At 73.5% G+C, this 19,188-nt stretch carries 18 protein-coding genes; 7 read left to right on the top strand and 11 right to left on the bottom strand.

Going from position 1 to position 19,188, the window contains the following annotated elements:
• Positions 1-47 precede the first annotated feature (47 nt).
• From BX266_RS20775 to BX266_RS20750, 6 genes are all read right to left on the bottom strand, one after another.
• Positions 48-1,466, bottom strand: a complete 1,419-nt coding sequence (locus BX266_RS20775) for an amino acid permease (protein ID WP_099901959.1) — start codon at positions 1,464-1,466, stop codon at positions 48-50.
• Between the two features lie 62 nt (positions 1,467-1,528).
• Complete coding sequence (locus BX266_RS20770; RefSeq protein ID WP_099908117.1) at positions 1,529-2,953, bottom strand: penicillin-binding transpeptidase domain-containing protein; 1,425 nt, start codon at positions 2,951-2,953, stop codon at positions 1,529-1,531.
• Positions 2,954-3,039: 86 nt separating this feature from the next.
• Positions 3,040-4,383 carry an FtsW/RodA/SpoVE family cell cycle protein gene (locus BX266_RS20765; protein ID WP_099901957.1) on the bottom strand — a complete coding sequence of 448 codons (1,344 nt, stop codon included), beginning with the start codon at positions 4,381-4,383 and terminating at the stop codon, positions 3,040-3,042.
• A gap of 88 nt (positions 4,384-4,471) precedes the next feature.
• Positions 4,472-4,975, bottom strand: coding sequence for a DUF1269 domain-containing protein (locus BX266_RS20760; protein WP_099901956.1), 504 nt, complete (start codon positions 4,973-4,975; stop codon positions 4,472-4,474).
• Between the two features lie 102 nt (positions 4,976-5,077).
• A complete protein-coding gene (locus tag BX266_RS20755) occupies positions 5,078-5,725 on the bottom strand; it encodes an ABC transporter (RefSeq protein ID WP_099901954.1) in 648 nt (215 codons plus the stop codon).
• A gap of 21 nt (positions 5,726-5,746) precedes the next feature.
• Positions 5,747-6,574, bottom strand: coding sequence for an ATP-binding cassette domain-containing protein (locus tag BX266_RS20750; protein ID WP_099901953.1), 828 nt, complete (start codon positions 6,572-6,574; stop codon positions 5,747-5,749).
• Positions 6,575-6,669: 95 nt separating this feature from the next.
• On the opposite strand from BX266_RS20750, the gene BX266_RS20745 reads away from it, so the two are divergent.
• The gene (locus BX266_RS20745) at positions 6,670-7,998 is read left to right on the top strand and encodes a VWA domain-containing protein (protein ID WP_180290557.1); all 1,329 of its coding nucleotides are present in this window, start codon (positions 6,670-6,672) and stop codon (positions 7,996-7,998) included.
• 2 nt (positions 7,999-8,000) lie between these two features.
• A complete protein-coding gene (locus BX266_RS20740; protein ID WP_099901951.1) occupies positions 8,001-8,930 on the top strand; it encodes a peptidase in 930 nt (309 codons plus the stop codon).
• Positions 8,931-8,982: 52 nt separating this feature from the next.
• On the opposite strand, the gene BX266_RS20735 is transcribed toward BX266_RS20740, so the two are convergent.
• Positions 8,983-11,160, bottom strand: a complete 2,178-nt coding sequence (locus BX266_RS20735; RefSeq protein WP_099901949.1) for a terpene synthase family protein — start codon at positions 11,158-11,160, stop codon at positions 8,983-8,985.
• 261 nt (positions 11,161-11,421) lie between these two features.
• On the opposite strand from BX266_RS20735, the gene BX266_RS20730 reads away from it, so the two are divergent.
• The 4 genes from BX266_RS20730 (at position 11,422) to BX266_RS20715 (ending at position 15,314) form a co-directional block, all read left to right on the top strand.
• Positions 11,422-12,168 carry a CPBP family intramembrane glutamic endopeptidase gene (locus tag BX266_RS20730; protein ID WP_099901947.1) on the top strand — a complete coding sequence of 249 codons (747 nt, stop codon included), beginning with the start codon at positions 11,422-11,424 and terminating at the stop codon, positions 12,166-12,168.
• Complete coding sequence (locus BX266_RS20725; protein WP_099901946.1) at positions 12,165-13,418, top strand: sensor histidine kinase; 1,254 nt, start codon at positions 12,165-12,167, stop codon at positions 13,416-13,418. Before BX266_RS20730 ends, BX266_RS20725 begins: the two co-directional genes overlap by 4 nt.
• Positions 13,370-14,014, top strand: coding sequence for a response regulator transcription factor (locus BX266_RS20720; RefSeq protein WP_099901944.1), 645 nt, complete (start codon positions 13,370-13,372; stop codon positions 14,012-14,014). The genes BX266_RS20725 and BX266_RS20720 overlap by 49 nt, the downstream gene beginning before the upstream one ends.
• A 250-nt stretch (positions 14,015-14,264) precedes the next feature.
• Positions 14,265-15,314: a helix-turn-helix transcriptional regulator gene (locus tag BX266_RS20715; RefSeq protein WP_143686973.1), complete on the top strand. Its 1,050-nt coding sequence runs from the start codon at positions 14,265-14,267 to the stop codon at positions 15,312-15,314.
• Positions 15,315-15,317: 3 nt separating this feature from the next.
• On the opposite strand, the gene BX266_RS20710 is transcribed toward BX266_RS20715, so the two are convergent.
• The 3 genes from BX266_RS20710 to BX266_RS38745 form a co-directional block, all read right to left on the bottom strand.
• Entirely contained in the window at positions 15,318-15,518 is a 201-nt protein-coding gene (locus BX266_RS20710; RefSeq protein ID WP_099901941.1) for an acyl-CoA carboxylase subunit epsilon, read from the bottom strand.
• Positions 15,515-17,059, bottom strand: a complete 1,545-nt coding sequence (locus BX266_RS20705; RefSeq protein WP_099908113.1) for an acyl-CoA carboxylase subunit beta — start codon at positions 17,057-17,059, stop codon at positions 15,515-15,517. Before BX266_RS20705 ends, BX266_RS20710 begins: the two co-directional genes overlap by 4 nt.
• Before the next feature lie 172 nt (positions 17,060-17,231).
• Complete coding sequence (locus tag BX266_RS38745) at positions 17,232-17,507, bottom strand: hypothetical protein (protein WP_099901939.1); 276 nt, start codon at positions 17,505-17,507, stop codon at positions 17,232-17,234.
• A gap of 305 nt (positions 17,508-17,812) precedes the next feature.
• Here BX266_RS38745 and BX266_RS20695 point away from each other — a divergent pair, with 305 nt between their 5' ends.
• A complete protein-coding gene (locus BX266_RS20695) occupies positions 17,813-18,259 on the top strand; it encodes a MarR family winged helix-turn-helix transcriptional regulator (protein WP_099901938.1) in 447 nt (148 codons plus the stop codon).
• Here BX266_RS20695 and BX266_RS20690 read toward each other — a convergent pair.
• Complete coding sequence (locus BX266_RS20690; protein ID WP_099901936.1) at positions 18,256-19,122, bottom strand: LysR family transcriptional regulator; 867 nt, start codon at positions 19,120-19,122, stop codon at positions 18,256-18,258. The genes BX266_RS20695 and BX266_RS20690 overlap by 4 nt on opposite strands.
• Between the last annotated feature and the right edge of the window lie 66 nt (positions 19,123-19,188).

The raw sequence follows: 19,188 nt of genomic DNA, 5'->3' as shown, positions 1-19,188 counted from the left end.
GAAGGCTAGCGGGCACAGCCCGCGGGGCCCGGGAGCGGCGGGGCCGTTCACCCCTCCGGCTCTGCGGCCTTCGCCAGCTTCGAGTGCTTGGCGCTGTAGGTGAAGTAGAGGACGGCGGCCAGGGCGAGGGCGACGGCGAAGGCGATGAAGGTGTCGCGGTGCAGCTTGGTGACCAGGTAGACGCAGAACGCGGCGCTGAGCAGCGGGGTGACCGGGTAGAACGGGACCTTGAAGCCGCGCGGGAGGTCGGGGCGGGTGCGGCGGAGCACGATGATGCCGATCGACACGGCGGTGAAGGCGACCAGGGTGCCCATCGACGTCATGTCGGCGAGCAGCCGCAGCGGGAAGACCGCGGCGAGCGCCGCGACCGCGGCGCCGACCACCAGGGTGTTCCAGACGGGGGTGCCGGTGCGCGGGGAGACCCGGGTGAAGGGGCGCGGGAGCAGGCCGTCGCGGCCCATCGCGAACAGGATCCGGGTCTGACCGTAGATCACCACCAGGGTGATGGAGAAGATCGAGATGATCGCGCCGGCGGCGAACACCAGGGCGGGCCAGGTCTGGCCGGTGACGTTCTGCAGGATCTGGGCCAGGCCCGCCTCCTGGCCGTCGAACTCCTGCCAGGGCTGGGCGCCGATCGCGGTGACGGCGACCGCGAGGTAGAGCACGGTGACGACGGTGAGCGAGATCAGGATGGCCAGCGGCAGGGTGCGTCGCGGCTCGCGGACCTCCTCGCCGGCGGTGGAGACGGCGTCCAGGCCGATGAAGGAGAAGAAGATGGTGGAGGCTGCGGTCTGCACGCCGTCCCAGCCGTTGGGGGCGAACGGGGTGAAGTTGCCGGCGGTGAAGCCGGTCAGGCCGACGGCGACGAACAGCACCAGGATGGCCAGCTTGATCGTCACCATCACCGCGTTGACCTTGGTGGACTCGCCGACGCCGCGGATCAGCAGCACGCACACCAGCACCACGAGCACCACGGCGGGCAGGTTGACCACGCCGCCCTCGCCGGGCGGGGCGGCGAGCGCCGCGGGCAGGTGCAGGTCGAACGCCAGGTCGGCGAACTGGTCGAGGTACTGGCCCCAGGTGACGGCGATCGCGGAGGCGGAGACGCCGTACTCCATCAGCAGGCAGACGCCGACCCCGAAGGCGACCAGTTCGCCCATGGTGGCGTAGGCGTACGAGTAGGAGGAGCCGGACACCGGGATGGCGGAGGCGAGTTCGGCGTAGCAGAGCGCGGTGAGGCCGGCCGTGACGGCGGCGATCACGAAGGACAGCACGACGGCCGGTCCGGCCTCCGGGACGGAGGTGGTGAGGACGAAGAAGATGCCGGTGCCGACGGTGGCGCCGATGCCGATGGCGGAGAGCTGCCAGAGTCCGATGGAGCGGCGCAGGTGGCCGGCTCCGGTGCCGCCCGCTTCGGCGATCAGGGTGTCCACGGGCTTGCGCCGGAGCAGGCTGGCGGTGCTCATCGATGTCCTTCTGGTGGGGAATCAGACCGGGACAGTATCAAATGGTGTGCTTTTCACGGTTTTCACCGGTTGAGCACGGACTGCATCACGGACCTGGCGATCGGGGCGGCGAGCCCGCCACCGGTGACGTCGCTGGCCGCGCTGTCGGCGATCACCACGGCGACCGCGACCGGCGGGACGTCGGTGGAGCCCTCCGGGCGGGCCCAGCCGATGAACCAGGCGTACGGGGTGCCGGAGTTGTCCACGCCGTGCTGGGCGGTGCCGGTCTTGCCGCCGACCTCGGCGCCGGGGATCCGGGCGTTGCGGCCGGTGCCGTTCTCCACCACGTCGACCATCAACTGCCGCAGCTGGGCGGCGACTGCGCCGCCGTAGGCCTGCCGGTACAGCCTGGGGTGCAGCAGCCGGACCTGGCTGCCGTCGGCCTTGGTCAGCTTGTCCACAAGCTGTGGATACATCACCTGGCCGTCGGCGGCGGCCCCGGCGGCGACCATCGCCATCACCAGCGGGGTGGCGGCGGTGTCGTACTGGCCGATCGAGGAGAGCGCCAGCTGCGAGGTGTTCATCTGCGTGTCGAAGTTGGAGCGGGCGGCGCGGACCGGGATGTCGAGCTTGGCGTCGTTGAAGCCGAAGTTCTGCGCCATCGCGGCCATCCGGTCGAGCCCGGTCTGCACCCCCAGGTAGCCCATCACGCTGTTGCAGGACAGCGTCATCGCCTCGTCCAGCGAGAGCCCGGCCTGGTCGCAGGCGCCGGTGTCGTTGTTGAGCGGGGTGGTGGTGCCCGGCATCACGTACGGGTACGGGGCGTCGGTGGGGGCCTGGATGTCCGTCACCACGCCGTTGGCCAGCGCGGCGGCGGCGGTGACCACCTTGAAGGTCGAGCCGGGCGGGTAGATCTGCCGCAGGGCCCGGTTGAGCATCGGCTGGTCGGGGTCGTCCTGGAGCTTCTTCCAGGCGTCCTGGTCGGCGGTGGAGGTTCCCGCGAAGCTGCCGGGGTCGTAGCTGGGGGTGGAGGCGAGCGCCAGGATCCGGCCGGTGGCGGGTTCGATCGCGGCGACGGCGCCCTTCTGGTTGCCGAGTCCCTGGACGGCGGCGCGCTGCGCGGCGGGGTCGATGGTGGTGATCACGTCGCCGCCGGGCTGCTGCTGCCGGGTGACGGCGTCCCAGACCGCCCAGCCGGCCAGTTCCGGGTCGGTGCCGGAGAGGAGGTCGTCGTAGACGCCCTCCAGCTGGGTGTTGCCGTAGGTCTGCGAGGAGTAGCCGGTGACGGCGGCGTACAGCGGGCCGTCGGTGTAGGTGCGCTTGTACGCCAGCCGGCCGCCGGTCGGCGCGGAGCCGGTGACGGACTGACCGGCGATCAGGAGGTTGCCGCGCGGCTGGTCGTAGCGCTGGATGACGGCGCGCTGGTTGGCGCTGTTGTCGTCCAGCTCCTTCTTCTGGAACACCTGGACCCGGGTGGCCTGCACGGCGAGGGCGACGATCAGCAGCATGCAGAAGGTGCCGGCCCGGCGTCCGGTGGTGGAGATGCCGGGCAGCCCCTGCGGCCCGCCGTTGGCGCCCTCGGGGCGGGTGAACCTCACGCGTCCTCCTCGGGCCGCCGGGCCAGGTCGCTCATCCGCACCAGCAGCGCCACGATGACCCAGTTGGTGACCACGGAGGAGCCGCCCTGGGCGATGAACGGCAGCGTCATGCCGGTCAGCGGGATCAGGTCGAGGACCCCGCCGGCCACCACGAACACCTGGATGGCGATCAGCGCGGCCAGACCGATGGCGAGCAGCCGCCCGAACGGGTCGCGCAGCGCGATGCCGGTGCGGAAGCCCCGGGAGACCAGCAGCGCGTACAGCAGGAACACCGCGAGCAGGCCGGTCAGGCCGAGCTCCTCGCCGACGGTGGCGAGGATGAAGTCGGACTTGGTGGCGAAGCCGATCAGCGCGGAGTGGCCGAGGCCGAGGCCGGTGCCGAGCTGGCCGCCCCAGGCGAACGCGAACAGCGACTGGGCGATCTGGTTGGCGCCGAGCCCGGCCTCGATCGAGGCCATCGGGTGCAGCCATTCGGTGACCCGGCCGTGCACGTGCGGGGAGAGCCAGCCCACGCCGACCGCGGCGAGGGCGGACAGCAGCAGGCCGATGACGATCCATCCGGTGCGCGCGGTGGCCACGTACAGCATCACCACGAACAGGCCGAAGAACAGCAGCGAGGTGCCGAGGTCGGTCTCCAGCACCAGCACGCCGACGAACGCCGCCCAGATCAGCAGCACCGGTCCGAGCACCCGGCCGAGCGGCAGTTGGAACCACAGCACCCTGCGGCCGGTCAGCGCGAGCGCGTCGCGGTGCGCGGCCAGGTAGGCGGCGAAGAAGATCGCCAGCAGGATCTTGGCGAACTCGCCGGGCTGGAAGGACAGCGGGCCGAGCGTGATCCAGATCCGCGAGCCGTACACCGGGGGGAAGAACACCGGGAGCACCAGCAGCACCAGCGCCACGAAGGCGCCGACGTACGCGTAGCGCTGCAGCCGGCGGTGGTCGCGCAGCAGCACCAGCACCACGATGAACAGGCCCACCCCCAGGGTGGACCAGAGCAGTTGGGTGGGGGCGGCCTCGCTGCCCGGGTTGCGGTCCAGGCGGTAGATGACGACCAGTCCGACGCCGTTCAGCAGGACGGCGATCGGCAGCAGCAGCGGGTCCGCCCACTTGGCCCGCCAGCGCACCACGCCGTGCGCGACCAGCGCCAGCACGCCGAGCGCGCCGCCGTACTGGGCGGCGTCCGGCGGGGCCTTGCCGTCGAGGTTGACGCCGACCTCGACGTACCCGAACACCGCCAGGCCCACCGCGGCCAGCACCAGCACCAGTTCGGTCCACCGTCCGGGCCTGGCCCGCGGCACGCCGGGCACCCGGGCCGCCCGGGTCGCGGAGTCAGTGGCCACCAGCCGTCCTCGCCAGCTCGAAAGGGCACGGACGGCGGGGCGCCGGGCGGCACGCGCCCGGCACCCCGCCGGAGAACCTGAGGGAGCGTCAGAGCGTCGAAGCCGGGTTCGCCGCCTTGGCGATCAGCCGCAGGTGCTCCTCCTCCTCGTGGCTCAGCGAGGTCTGGATCAGCTCGCCGCCGAACTGGGCGACGGCCGGGATCACCTTGTCCTGGGTCGCGGAGCGGACCAGCGCGAACAGCGCGGCGCTGCCCGGCTCCATCTTCTGGCCGACCTGGCGCATGAAGTTGTCGTCCACCCCGGTGTCGGTGGTCGAGCCGACGGCCGCGCCGGTGGCCCCGCCGATCGCCGCCCCCAGGAAGGGCATGAAGAACAGCAGGCCGATCACGCCGCCCCAGAGCGCGCCGGAGGCGGCGCCCATCCCGGTGTTCGACATGGCCTGGTGCAGCTTGATCTTCCCGTCCTCGCGGCGCTCGACGACGACGACGTCCTCCAGGTCGATCAGCTTCTGCTTCTGCAGGCCGATCAGTTCGTCCCGCACCTTCTGCGCGGTGGCGACATCCGGGTAGGCGATCGCGAACAGGTTGCTCACGGCGGACTTCCTTCCGACTGGCATGGGGCACGTCTTCCAGCACCCTAGCCAGGATTCGCCATATTTAATCCCATCTGGTCCGGTGTGTCCGTTTCCTGCCGGTCACTCGCCCCGGCGCTCCGCCACCGCCACCGCAGCCCACCAGCCCGCCGCCGCCAGCACCGCCGCACCCGCGAGCGTCCACCACGGCAGGTCCACCGCGTGCCGCCGCGAGCCCAGCACCAGCGCCCGCACCACCGCGTTCGGCGGCGACCCCGGCACCAGCAGCACCGCCACCACCGCGCCCAGCCCCAGCGGCACCGCGTACGCGCCCACCACCACCGGACGGTTGCACACCGCCCCCACGGCCGCCCCCGACAGCACGCACACCGCCGTCGCCGCCGCTCCCGCGCCCAGGGCCGCCCCCGACGCCCCGCTCCCCACCAGCAGCACCACCGCCAGCCCCGGCCCGCCCAGGGCCAGCCCCGCGAGCGCCCCCGCCAGCAGCGCCGACAGGTGCACCTGCCGCCACCCCGCCGCCGCCACCAGGCAGGCCCGGGACTGCGGCGGCTCCGCCGTCACCGCGCCCCTGGTCAGCCAGGCCGTCAGCGGCACCAGCAGGCCCGCCGAGAACGCCGCCGCCGACAGCGCCTCGTCCCCGCCCGACACCCCCAGCCCCATCAGCACCACGTACGCCAGCCCTGGCGCCAGCCAGCGCTGGGAGCGCACCAGCAGCTCCAGGTGGTACCGCGTCAGCACGCGCAGGGTCATGGCACAACTCCCGGTCGGGTCTCAGCGGGCTTCGCCCACGCTGCGGACGTGCACCGCGGGCGTGGCGGTGAGCAGGCGGCGCAGCAGGGCGTCGGAGTGGGCGGCGGGCACGTCCAGGCGGACGCCGCCGTCCGCGAGGGGCTTGCGTTCCGGGTGGCCCGGGAGCAGGTCGGGGAGGCGCTCCGCCTCGACCACCACGGCGACCCGGGGCCCGTCCGCCGCCACCGCCGGGACCGCAACCCCGTGCAGCGCACCGTTGCTGACGAGGTGTCCGGAGGTGGTCAGTCCGGCCAGCCGGTGGGGGTCGTGGTCGACGAACACCACCAGGCCGCCGGCCGCGGTGCGTTCGGCCACCGCCAGGTCCAGCTCGCCGCGGGCGGCCTGGTCGAGGCCGGTCCACGCCTCGTCGAGCAGCAGCAGGTCGGCCTCGGCCAGCAGCGCCTGGGCGACGGCGACCTTCTGGCAGGTGCCCTTGGAGAGCCGGCCGATGGGCGTGCCCGCGTACGGGGTGATGCCGAAGCGCTCCAGCCAGTGGTCGGCCCGGCGCAGCGCCTCGGCGGAGGCCAGGCCGCGCACCCGGCCGAGCTGCCGCAGGTAGTCGCGGGCGTCGAACGGCAGCGCCGGCGGGAAGCGTTCGGGCACGTACGCCCGCCGCGCGGGCACGGTGACGGTGCCCCGCTCGGGGTGCTCGATCCCGGCCAGCAGCTTCAGCAGGGTCGACTTGCCGCTGCCGTTCGCGCCCTCGATCCGGACCAGCTCGCCCGGACCGAGCGCCAGCTCGACGCCCTGCAGGATCCACGGGCCGCCGCGGCCGTACCGCTTGCCGATCCCGGCCAGACGCGCCGTCATGTGCTCTCCCCGCCTGCTCCGACTGCGAGTTCACCTTACGCGCGGGCCCCGACCCGCATTGGGCGATTCGAACTGACGGTCCCTAGGATGCGGCGGTGATCACCACCACCAGAACACGACGGACGGCCCGCGCGGCCGCGCTGCTCGGGGCCCTGACGATAGTCGCGGGCACCGTGCTGGGCGCGCTCCCCGCGTCCGCCGACGAGCCCGGGGCCCCGCCCGCCGCCACCGAAGCGCCCAAGGTCGACCTGGTCCTGGACGGGTCCGGCTCGATGCAGGCCACCGACATCCAGGGCAAGAGCCGGATGGCCGTCGCCCAGCAGTCGATCAACGAGGTCATCGATGCGCTGCCGGCCGAGACCGAGTTCGGCATCCGCACGCTCGGCGCGACCTACCCGGGCAAGGACCAGAAGGAGGGCTGCAAGGACACCAAGCAGCTCTTCCCGGTCGGCAAGACCGACAAGGTCGAGGCCAAGACCGCCGTCGCCACCCTCCGGCCGACCGGCTGGACCCCGATCGGCGTCGCGCTGCGGGCCGCCGCCCAGGACCTGGGCACCGGTCCCACCACCCGCCGGATCGTGCTGATCACCGACGGCGAGGACACCTGCGCCCCGCCGGACCCGTGCGACGTGGCCCGCGAACTGGCCAGCCAGGGCATCCACCTGGTGATCGACACGCTGGGCCTGGCGCACGACGACAAGACCCGCCAGCAGCTGCTCTGCATCGCCAACGCGACCGGCGGCACCTTCACCGACGTCCGCACCCAGGACCAGCTGACCCAGCGCGTCAAGCAGCTGGTCAACCGCGCCCAGGACACCCACGCCGTGACGCCCGCCAAGGTCACCGGCTCGGAGAAGTGCGCGGACGCCCCGGTGCTCTCCCCCGGCGTCTACACCGACCGCGAGAAGTTCTCCGAGCACCGGGTCTACCGGGTGCCGGTGAAGCCGGGTCAGGAACTGCGCGCCTCGGTCAGCGTCACCCCCGACCGGGCCGTCGCCCGCGACTACGGGGTGCTGCTGCAGGCCACCGACGCCCGCGGCCAGGAGCTGGTCCGCGGCGCCGACGCCGGCTCCGGCCGCACCGACGTCGCCTCCACCGGTGTGCGCTGGTCGGCGTCCTCCGACGACTCCTCCGCCTCCGCGTCCCCCTCCACCGGCTCCGGCTCCGCCGCGGCCACCGGGCGGACGGTCTGCCTGGTCGTCAGCAACTCCTTCGCCGCGCAGGCGGGCGTCCAGGCCGACCCCGGCCTGCCGCTGGAGCTGACCGTCGACGTCACCGCCGCCTCCCCCGCCCCCGACGGACCGGCGATGGGCCTCGGCCGCGGCTGGATCCTGCTCGGTGTGCTCACCCTCGCCGGCCTGCTCGCCGGTCTGATCTTCGGCTGGCTGGCACGCTGGCGGATCGCCGTCTGGCGGGAGAACTGACGATGCGCAAGCTCCTCACCGCGGCCGTCCCGGCCGCCACGCTCACCGGGCTGCTCCTGCTGGCCCCCACCGCCACGGCGGCCTCGCCGTCGGCCACCGCCTCGCCGTCCGCCGCCGCTTCGGCGACCGGCACGGCCAAGCCGGTGGTGAACTCGGTCGGTACCAGCTTCCTGACCGCGACCACCCTGGAGTCCGGCCAGGACGCGGACGTCCCCGTCTCCACCGGCGACTACCTGTACTGGGCGTTCCCCGCCGCCGAGGGCCAGACCGCGACCGTCCAGGTCAAGGTCACCCTGCCGGACGCCGCCGACCGGCACGGCCCGCAGACCTGGTCCGTGGAACTCTTCGACGGCCTGCGCCGCCGCCAGTCCTGCACCGCCGGCCCCCAGGACGGCACCGCCGCCCAGACCGCCACCGGCATCGAACTCAGCTGCACACTGCGGCAGATCCGCTCCTGGGCCGAGCCCTGGTCCGGCGACCCGCTGCCCGGCACCTACTACGTCCGGCTCTCCACCACGGACATCCCGCAGCAGGACCTCGGCCTCGCCTCCCAGGTGCACGTCCACGTCGCCGCGAAGGGCGGCGCGGACGACGCGCAGCCCGAGGGCGGCTCGCTCAAGGCCCCGCTGGTGCCGCCGGTCAACGCCGGGGCGACGGCCGCCGCCGCGACCGCCGCACCCAGCCCCTCGGCGAGCGCCACCTACGCGGCCGCGCCCGCCGCCGAAGAGACCCACTGGTACTCCGACCTCTTCTCCGGCTGGAACACCCGCTGGTGGTGGACCGTCGCCGGCGGCGTCCTCGCCGCCCTCGCCGGTGTCCTCGGCTACACCCTCACCCGCCACCCCCGCGGCCACCGCCACCACCCGGCGACCGCCGCCCCCGTCCCCCACCAGGCGCCCCCGGCGCACCCGCAACAGAACTCCTGGCAGTAGCAGCAACCCTCAGGGGCGCGTGCGGACTCCTCACGCGCCCCTGTCTGCTCGGCTATCGCGCCAGGTCCGCCAGGATCCGCATGGCGGAGGTGCCCAGCTCCGGGGTCACGGCGGTCTTCGGGGCGTTGTGCCGCCTGAGCACGTCCTCCGAGTAGCGGCGGCACTGCTGGTGCCAGTGGAGCACCGCCGCCATCCAGTCCTCCAGCTCGTGCAGGTATCCGTCGAGGGCCGCGGACGCCGCCTCGTCCATCGCGAAGTCCCGCTTGAGCAGCGGGAGTTCTCCGGCCACCAGGTGCTGGTACTGGCTCAGTCGGGAGGCCATCAGGTCGGCGACGATGTCGACGGCGACGGGGTAGTCGCAGGAGAAGAAGTTCTCGACCACCCGGACCAGGTTGTGGAGCTCGCCCTCGTACTCGATCTCCTTCTGGTACGAGTGCAGGTCGTTGACCAGGCAGCCGTAGTCGGCCACCGAGTTCTCGATCGCCCGCATGGTGCCGCTGGCGTACACCGCTTCGGGGATCGCCCCGCCGCGGCCCAGCCGGGACAGGCTCATGGTCAGGTCGGAGCCGAAGGTGGCGCGGCGCATCTCGATGTAGTCGACGGGGTCGGGGATGCGGTTCTGGGCCTGGTTGGCGAGTTCCCAGAGCCAGCTGTCGATCATGTCGCCGACGGCCTTGCGGAACGCGGTGCGGGCTTCGCTGGTGAAGGGGTCGACGGTGCGCTGCCACAGGTCGGCGAGGCCGGCTTCGACGGCGTTGGCGGGCTCGAACGGGAGGCTGCCGTCGAGGGTCATCAGCGCGTACAGGCGCTCGTTCAGGGCCTTGGCGCCGGACAGGTCCCGCGAGCGGCCGAAGACGGCGGGGTAGTAGTCGTCGGCGTAGGTGCCCCAGGCCAGCCAGGCGGCGGAGAGGTCCAGTTCGGCGGGGGTGGCGTCGGGGTCGATGCCGGCGGCGCAGAGCGCCAGGTCGTAGTCGCGGACCTTGGGTTCGGACCAGACGCCGGGTGCCGGGTCGAGCAGTCCGAAGCGGTGGCACCAGGCGACGACGTTCTCGCGGGCGGCGTCCAGGTGCGGGTTGAGGGCGAGGGGGTAGGGCATCGGGAAGGCGGGCAGCAGGGAGGGGCCGGTCCTGCGGTGCGGGGTGTGGGTGAAGCTGCGCAGGCCGCGGATGCCGGCGGCGAGGCGGATGTTGGCGGCGGACGTGCCGAGGCCCTTGGGGCCGCGGGCGGGGGCGGCCGCACCGCCGCCGTTCATGTAGCGGCTGGAGCGCATGTGCCATTCGTGGCCGCCGGACTGCCAGTCCTGCATGCCCTTGACGTAGGCGAGGACGCGGCCGATCTCGTCCGGGGTGAGGGCGTGTTCGGCGAACAGCGGCGGGAGCTCGGTGAGCGCGGTGTTCTCGAACTGCTGGAGCCGGGAGGTGAGCAGGTCGTTGACGGCCTCGGCGGCCTGCTGGGTGGAGCAGCCCAGGAAGGTCTCCAGCACCAGGACGCCGTTGGAGAGTTCGCCCTCCTCGCCGATCTCCCGCTCGTAGGAGAACAGGTCGTTGCGCAGGTGGACGCCGTCGGAGAAGGCGTCCCGCAGGACCCGCAGCGGTCGGGAGTGCGCCACCGCCTCCGGGACTTCGGCGTGCGCGGCGTACTCGATCAGGCCGGCGGACCAGGGCGCGCCGCCGACCTTGCGGCGCATCTCGATGTACTCGACCGGGTTGGAGACCCGGCCCTCGTTGATGTTGGAGAGTTCCCAGAGCGATTCGTTCAGCAGGTTGCGGGTGGACTCGGCGAACCGGGCCCGCCAGTCGGCGGACATCTGCGGGACGGTGCGCTGCCACAGGTCGGCCAGGCCGGCCTCGACGGGGTTGGTGGGTTCGGGGAACCCGTCGGCGAGGTCCATCGGCATGAAGGCGGGCAGCCGGTCGAGGTAGGACTTGCCGCCCTCGCGGTCCAGGGTGCGCTTGAAGATCTCCAGGAAGTGGTCGTCGAAGAAGAAGACCCAGGTGTACCAGTCGGTGACGAGGTTCAGCGCCTCGCTGTCGCAGTCGGGGTGGGTGTAGGAGCAGAGCAGCGCGTAGTCGTGCGAGTCGAGGTCGTGCTCCTCCCAGATGCCCGACCCCTCCAGCATGCCGAACGCCCGGGCCCACTCCCTGGTGTGGACCCGCGCCTCCTCGTAGTGCGGGTTGATCCGCGCCGGGTACGGCACGTAGAAGTCCGGCAGTTCGAACGGCTGAGCCACTGGGTCCCGCCCCTTGAGTCGTCGACAGCGATCGGCGCCTTGCCTAACGAGCCCGTGGGCCCGCCGTCACCGGTACCCGATTGAGCCGCCCGGATGCCGAACTCCACCCGGACGAGTGAACGCCCCGGCGCGTCGCAGCCGGCTGCCCGCCGGGGGTGCAGGTAGCTGCACCCCGTTCGGGCAGCTGGGTGCATGGGGAGCGGGGGTGTCCGCGCGGGATCGTCGGAAGGAGCGACGACGTCGAGCGGAGGGTGGACTGTCATGCGGGGGACGTGGATCGGGCCGGCCGGGGTGTTCCTGGTGGTGGCGTTCGCGGGGGCCGGGGTGCTGGGGGCGGTGCAGCCGGCCACGGGGGTGCCGGGCGAGGTGGTGGAACTGTTGCAGTTCGGGCCCGCGTTGGGGGTGCTGGCGGTGGCGGCCGGGTGGCCGCGGCTGGTGCGCGGGCTGTGGGCGGGCGGTGCGGCGCGGGGGCCGTGGGCGGCGGTGCTGGGGAGCGCGGCGGCGGTCACGGGGCTGGCGGTGGCCGGGGCGCTGCTGCTGGGCGTGCCGGTGCCGGTGACCGGGACGGCGGCGCCGTTCGGAGTGGTGGCGGCGGCCCAGCTGGTGGGGGCGTGCGGGGAGGAGGCGGGGTGGCGGTGCCTGCTGCAGCCGCTGCTGCGGGAGCGGTTCGGGGTGTGGGGCTCGTCGGTGGCGGTCGGGCTGCTGTGGGGGTGCTGGCACGTCCAGGTGTTCGCGCAGGCGCCGGCGTACGCGGCGGGGTTCCTGGCGGCGACGGTGGCGATGTCGGTGCTGCTGGGCGCGGCCTGGGAGCGGATCGGCGCGCACCGGTTGGCGGTGGCGGGCGCGTTCCACGCACTGGTGAACCTGGGGATGCTGGTGTTCCTGGACGAGGAGTCGGGCGCGGTCGCGCCGATGCTGCTGTTCGGTGCGGCGAGCGTGCTGGTGGCCCTGCCGTGGGTGCTGACGGTCCGTCGCCGGGCGGCACCGGCTGGCATCACGCTGATATGACGGATCGCCAGGCCGCCGCCGGGGCCGCGCTGCGGGCGCTCGGCCGGTGCGAGCTGCTGTCCTTGCGCGCCCTGGCGGTCTCGGTGCGGGCGCTCGCCGCCGCGGGGGCGCTGTCCCTGCTGCCGCTGGGCGCGGCCGGTCCGGTGCGGGCGGCCGCGCGGGGGCTGCGCCGGGCGGCGGACCGCGAGCGGGCGCTGCTGGCCCCCTGGACGGGCACCGCGCTGCCCGCGCCGGAGCCGCTGCCCGGCACGGCGGCCGGGCTGGGGACGGCGGCGTTCCGGCGGGAGCTGGCCTGGGCGTGGCTGGGGCCGTGGACGGCGGGGGCGCTGGCCGCGGTCCCGCCGTCGCTGGTGCTGTACGGAGTCTTCGGGACGCTGGTGCAGCCGTTCCTGTGGCGGCGGTTGGGGCCGGGCAACTGGTACGCGTTCGTTCCGGTGGACTCCGCGGGCCTGGCCGCGGCGGCGGCGCTGCTGGGTGCGGGGTTCGTCGCGGCGGGCCTGTGGCTGGCCGGTCCGGTGCTGGTCCGCTACGGGGTGTGGACGGGGCGGCTGCTGGGCGGTCCGGGGACGGACCGGTTGGAGCGGCGGATCGGGCAGTTGACGGACAGTCGGACGCAGGCGCTGGACCTGCAGGCCGCGGAGCTGCGCCGGATCGAGCGGGACCTGCACGACGGGGTACAGGCCCGGCTGGTCGCGCTCGGGCTGACCCTGGACCGGGCGGACCGGCTGGTGGACAGCGATCCGGCGGCGGCCAGGCGGCTGTTGGGCGAGGTGCGGGCGACCTCCGAGCGGGCCCTGCAGGAGTTGCGGGACCTCGTGCACGGGGTGCTCCCGCCGGTGCTCGCGGACCGCGGCCTGCCGGACGCGGTCCGTTCGTTGGCGCTGGACTGCGTGCTGGAGGTGGAGGTGGACGCCGCGCTGCCGGGCCGGCTGCCCGCCCCGGTCGAGGCGGCCGCGTACTTCGCGGTCGCCGAGCTGCTCGCCAATGCCGCGAAGCATTCGGGCGGCAGCCGGGTGCGGGTGGAACTGCGGTGCGCGGACGGCCGGTTGCTGGCCGTGGTGGCCGACGACGGCCGGGGCGGGGCGGATCCCGCGTGCGGCAGCGGGCTGGCCGGGGTGCGCCGCCGGCTGGCCGCCTTCGACGGCGCCCTCGCCCTGCACAGCCCGCCGGGCGGACCGACCACCGCGACCTTGGAGCTGCCGTGCGCGTCGTCCTCGCCGAAGACCTCTTCCTCCTCCGCGACGGCCTGAGCCGCACCCTGGCCGAGCACGGCTTCGAGGTGGCCGCGGCCGTCGACAACGGCCCCGAACTGCTGCGCGCGCTGCGCTCGTTGCACCCGGACGTGGCGGTGGTGGACATCCGGCTGCCGCCGACCCACACCGACGAGGGCCTGCAGGCCGCGCTGGCGGTCCGCCGGGAGCGGCCGGGCCTGCCGGTGCTGGTGCTGTCGCAGTACGTCGAGCAGCTGTACGCCCAGGAGCTGCTCGCGGACGGCCGGGGCGCGGTCGGCTACCTGTTGAAGGACCGGGTCACCCGGACCGCGCAGTTCGTCGACGCGGTGCGCACCGTGGCGTCCGGCGGCACCGTGATGGACCCGCAGGTGATCGCCCGGTTGATGGCCCGTTCGACGGCGCGGGGCAGCACCGCCGAGCTGAGCCCGCGGGAGCTGGAGGTGCTGCGGCTGATGGCCGAGGGCCGGTCGAACGCGGCGATCATGGCGGAGCTGCACGTCGGCGAGAGCGCGGTGGCCAAGCACACGGCGGCGATCTTCGCCAAGCTGCGGATCGACAACACCCCGGACGCCAACCGCCGGGTGCTGGCCGTCCTCGCCTACCTGCGACGCTGAGTGCCCGCCTTCCGGGCAGGTGTCCCACGGGGAAAGACGCCATTGCACAACGGCAATCGGGCGGATAGCGTCGGCTACATTGCGAGTTTCCGTGGTTACTCCCGGTCGAGCCGGTTCTCGGTGGACGGCGGGCGGTGACCTGACCGGACCGCGCGGCCGGGCCCCGGGGGGTGCGGTGGACTGCGCCGGGCCGGCCGGAGGGTCGGGTTCAGGGGCGGGGGACGCCCGTCCATCAGGGGGAATGGACTTGTTGAGCGAGGATCGGAACGCGGGGCGGTCGGGCGAGGGCACGGCCAGGATGGCCGACCTGACCTGTCTGGGTCTGGGCGCCGGATCGATCGACGTCTACTGGCATCTGCTGGAGCACCCGGACGAGGCCGTGGCGGCGAGTGCCGGCCGGACCGCCTCGGCCCTCGGCCTCGCTGAGGACGAAGTGGCCGAGGCGATGGCCGAGTTGGAGCTGCTGGGGCTGCTGCGCCGCTCGGAGCGGGAGCAGGGCCGCAGCACCCTGGTGGATCCGTCGATCGGCATCGAGCGGCTGATCGACAACCGGTTCACCGAGCTGAACGAGCAGCTCCGCCGGGTGATGGCGACCCGGGCGGTGATTCCCGAGCTGACCGGGGCGTTCCGGCAGGGCCGGTCCCGGAACCTGCCGTTGGACATCGAGCGGCTGGACGGGCTGGAGGAGATCCGGGCCCGGCTGGACGACCTGGCCTTCTTCGCCCACCAGGAGGTGCTGGCCCTCCAGCCGTCCTTCTCGCCGTCCCTGATCGAGGCGGCCCGGCCGCTGGACATGCGCTGCCTGCGGCGCGGGGTGGCGCTGCGCACGGTGGTGCGACGGCAGGCGGTGGAGAACCCGGTGACGCTGGCGTACCTGCGCGAGACGGTGGCGCTGGGTGCGCAGGTGCGGTTCACCGACCGGGCGTTGGAGCGGCTGATCGCCTACGACCGGACGCTGGCGGTGGTGCCGGTGGATCCCGAGGAGTCCGGTCGGGGCGCCCTGGTGATCCGTCAGCCCGGCCTGCTGGCCAGCATGATCCGGCTGTTCGAGGAGGTGTGGGAGTCCGCCGAGGACCTGGCCTCGCTGGCCGATTCGGCCGACGGCGAGGAGGCGCTGACCGCCGTGGAGCGGGAGGTGCTGCGCATCCTGTGCGAGGTGGACAAGGACGAGATCGGCGCCCGCCGGATGGGGGTCTCGCTGCGCACCTTCCGCCGCTACGTGGCCGATCTGATGCTGCGGCTGAACGCCGCCAACCGGTTCCACGCGGCGATGCTGGCCAAGGAGAAGGGCTGGATCTGACGCTCAGCCGGCCGGCCGGTCGGACCAGCCGCGGGGCGACAGGTAGCCGTCCGGGCGCAGCCAGGCCGGGTCGTCCCCGTCGGCAGCGGGGGCCGGCGGCTGCGCGGTCCGGGCGGCGGCCCGGGCGCACAGCACGGCGGTTAGCGCGGCGAGTTCCTCGGGGTCGGGCCGGCCGCGGTCGATCCGCAGGGCGGTCGCGCTCACAGCGGCGGGTTGCCGTGCTTGCGGCGCGGCAGCCGGACGTCCTTGGCCCCGAGCATCGCCAGTCCGGCGATCAGCACCGACCGGGTGTCGCGCGGGTCGATGACGTCGTCGACCAGGCCGCGTTCGGCGGCGTAGTACGGGTGCATCAACTCCTGCCGGTACTCGGCGATCCGCGCGGCGCGGGTGGCCTCCGGGTCGGCCGAGGCGGCGATCTCCCGGCGGAAGACCACGTTGGCGGCGCCCTCGGCGCCCATCACGGCGATCTCGTTGGTCGGCCAGGCGAACGACAGGTCGGTCCCGATCGAGCGGGAGTCCATCACGATGTACGCGCCGCCGTAGGCCTTGCGCAGGATCAGCTGGATCCGCGGCACGGTGGCGTCGCAGTACGCGTACAGCAGCTTCGCGCCGTGCCGGATGATGCCGTCGTGCTCCTGGTCGGTGCCGGGCAGGAAGCCGGGGACGTCGACCAGGGTGACCAGCGGGATGTTGAAGGCGTCGCACATCTGGACGAAGCGGGCGGCCTTCTCCGAGGAGTGGATGTCCAGCACGCCGGCGTTGACCTGCGGCTGGTTGGCGACGACGCCCACCACCCGGCCGTCCAGCCGGGTCAGGGCGCAGATCACGCTGCGCGCCCAGTGCTCGTGGACCTCCAGGTACTCGCCGTCGTCGGCGATCTCCGCCAGCACGGCCCGCATGTCGTAGGAGCGCTGCGGGTCCGCGGGCACCAGCTCGGCCAGCCGGTCGGTGCGCCGGTCGGCGGGGTCGCCCGAGCGCTCCACGGGCGGGAGTTCGCGGTTGTTCTGCGGGAGCAGCGAGAGGAGGTAGCGGACCTCCTCGATGCAGGACTGCTCGTCGTCGTGCACGAAGTGGGAGACGCCGGAGACGGAGGAGTGGACGTCGGCGCCGCCGAGGCCGTTCTGGGTGATCTTCTCGCCGGTGACGGCCTGGACCACGTCGGGGCCGGTGATGAACATCTGCGAGGTCTCGCGGACCATGAAGACGAAGTCGGTCAGCGCCGGGCTGTAGGCCGCGCCGCCGGCGCACGGGCCGAGCATCACGGAGATCTGCGGGATCACGCCGGAGGCGCGGGTGTTGCGCTGGAAGATGCCGCCGTAGCCGGCCAGCGCGGTCACGCCCTCCTGGATCCGGGCGCCGGCGCCGTCGTTGAGCGAGACCAGGGGCGCACCGGCCGAGATGGCCATGTCCATGATCTTGTGGATCTTCTGCGCGTGGGCCTCGCCCAGCGCACCGCCGAAGATCCGGAAGTCGTGCGCGTAGGTGAACACCGTGCGGCCGTGGACGGTGCCCCAGCCGACGATCACCCCGTCGGTGTGCGGCTTCTTCGCCTCCAGGCCGAAACCCTGCGCCCGGTGCCGGCGCAACGGCTCCACCTCGTGGAACGAACCCTCGTCCAGCAGCAGCTCGATCCGCTCACGCGCCGTCAGCTTGCCCTTGGCGTGCTGCGCCTCGGTGGCCTTCTCACTCGGGCCACGGCGGACCTGCTCGCGCAGTTCGGCGAGTGCGCCGATCCGCTCGTCCATGGAGGGGGCGGCGGCGGCCGCGGGCGGGGTCGGGGCGGGCGTCGGCTCCGGCTGCGCCACCGTTTCGGGCAGCGGGTCGAGCACCGCCGGCGGGTCGAACAGGACAGTCATTTCCGGCCTTTCTCGGTCGCGGACCGGTGCGGCCCGCAGGATGGGCGGGGGTCGGTGCGGGTCACTCCCAGCCGTTGCCGTTGGGGGAGGCGGAGGCCGGGGCCGGGGTGGCGGTCGCGTCGGCGGCGGAGCCCATCGCGCTCTGGCCGGCGCTCTCCCAGCCGTTGCCCGGCTGGACGGTGGAGGTCGGGCTGGGCGAGGTGGTGGGCGTGGTGCCGGTGCCGTCGGCGTAGGCCTGACCGGAGCCCAGCAGGCCGCCCACCAGGGTGACCGAGGCGACGGCCAGGGCGACGGAAGCAGCGGCCTTGGCGAACGGGGTGCGGCGCTGGGCGGTCATTTCGGGATCCTCCGTGATTGTTTCAAGTGGCTTGTGCGGCTGCGGAGTTGGCCTCTCCGCCGGTCCGGTCGGCGTGTTTTCCGACACCACAGAATCTGCCAGTCCGAGCGGGCCCGGACCACGCCGTTCGGCACCACCAAGTTGCAATCGCGGGTGCAGCATGATGACACCTCGCGGAACGCTCGATTCTGGATGGAGCCGCGCCGCGAGCGGACCCGTCCGGTCCGCACCCTGGGAGCCGGCCGGCCGGTGTGACATCATCGGGTCACTGTCCCAAAGCTCTGACATGTAGTGGGTGATCTGCGATGAGTGCGGCCACTGATTCGACGGCGCGGGCCGACTGGCGGCTCGGCCGGCTGGTCCGGCGGCTGGACCAGCTGCTGGCGGCCGGCAAGAGCGAGGCGCTGCGCCAGTTCGACCTGACGGTGCCGCAGCACTCCGCGCTGGCCGCGCTGGCCGCCTCCGGCGGCATGTCCGGCGCCCAGCTGGCCCGGGCCTCCGGGGTCACCCCGCAGACCATGGCGGTGATCCTGGGCAACCTGGAGTCGAAGAACCTGATCGAGCGCAGCCCCTCGGCGATCCACCCCAAGGTCCTGGTGACCACGCTGACCCGGGAGGGCAAGGCCCTGATGAAGAAGGCCGACGCCCGCGTCCAGGCGGTCGAGGACCGCCTCGCCGAGGCGTACGGGGTGAAGGAGCAGGAGCAGTTGCACGCGCTGCTGGAGCGCGCCATCGGGCAGCTGGAGGCCTAGAACCCGGCTGCGGCCTCCGTCGTCTCCGCCGCCCGGGCGCAGGCGCGGACCAGGGCGGCCACCGCCCGGGAGGTCGTCCGCTCCGGCCAGGCGACGAGGACCGCGGTGGGCGGCGCGTCGAGCACCGGCACGCACACCACGTCGGGCCAGGCCCGCCGGCGCATCGACTCGGGCACGACCGCGACCAGTTGACCCAGCGCGATCAGCTGCATCAGCTGCGAGGTGTCCCGCACCGGGGGCAGGCGGTCGTCGGCGTGCTCGTCGTCGCCGGGCCACCGGGGCAGCGGTTCGCCGGCCAGGTCGGCGAGGGTCAGGGCGGCCCGGCCGGCGAGGCGGTGGGCCCGCGGAAGCACGGCCACCTGGTCCTGCGTGACCAGCGCTTCGGTGTCGAAGCCCGCGACGTCGTCGTAGGGCGCGGTCAGGAACGCGACGTCGGCCCGGCCGTCGCGCAGCATCGGGGCCTGCTCCCCGATGCCGCAGACCACCACCTCGACGTCGACGGCGTCGGGGTCGCGGCGGTAGCGCCGCAGGGCCGGCTCCAGCAGCCCGCCGTCGCCGTTGGGCTTCATCACCAGGGTGAGCTTCGGATCGGTGCGTCCCGCCCGTTGCGCCCGCCGCACCGATGCCGACACCGCGTCGAGCGCCTTGCGGCTCTCGGCCAGGAAGACCCGTCCGGCGGCGGTGAGCTGCACCGACCGGCTGGTGCGTTCCAGCAGCTGCACGCCCATCCGGCGCTCCAGCCGGGCGACGGCCCGGGACAGCGGCGGCTGCGCCATGCCCAGGCGTCGGGCGGCGCGGCCGAAGTGCAGTTCCTCGGCGACGGCGACGAAGTAGGAGAGCTCCCGCGTCTCCGGCACATCCATACCCGCAGGGTATCGTTCGAGACGCTACGGGTGTTGGCCCGCGCGTCCGGTCCGGTGGTGTGCTGG

Source organism: Streptomyces sp. TLI_171, assembly GCF_003610255.1.
In the GTDB taxonomy this organism is placed as follows: Bacteria; Actinomycetota; Actinomycetes; order Streptomycetales; family Streptomycetaceae; genus Kitasatospora.
Note: the sequence above shows the minus strand (reverse complement) of the source record. Positions and strands in the feature narration are given on the sequence as shown.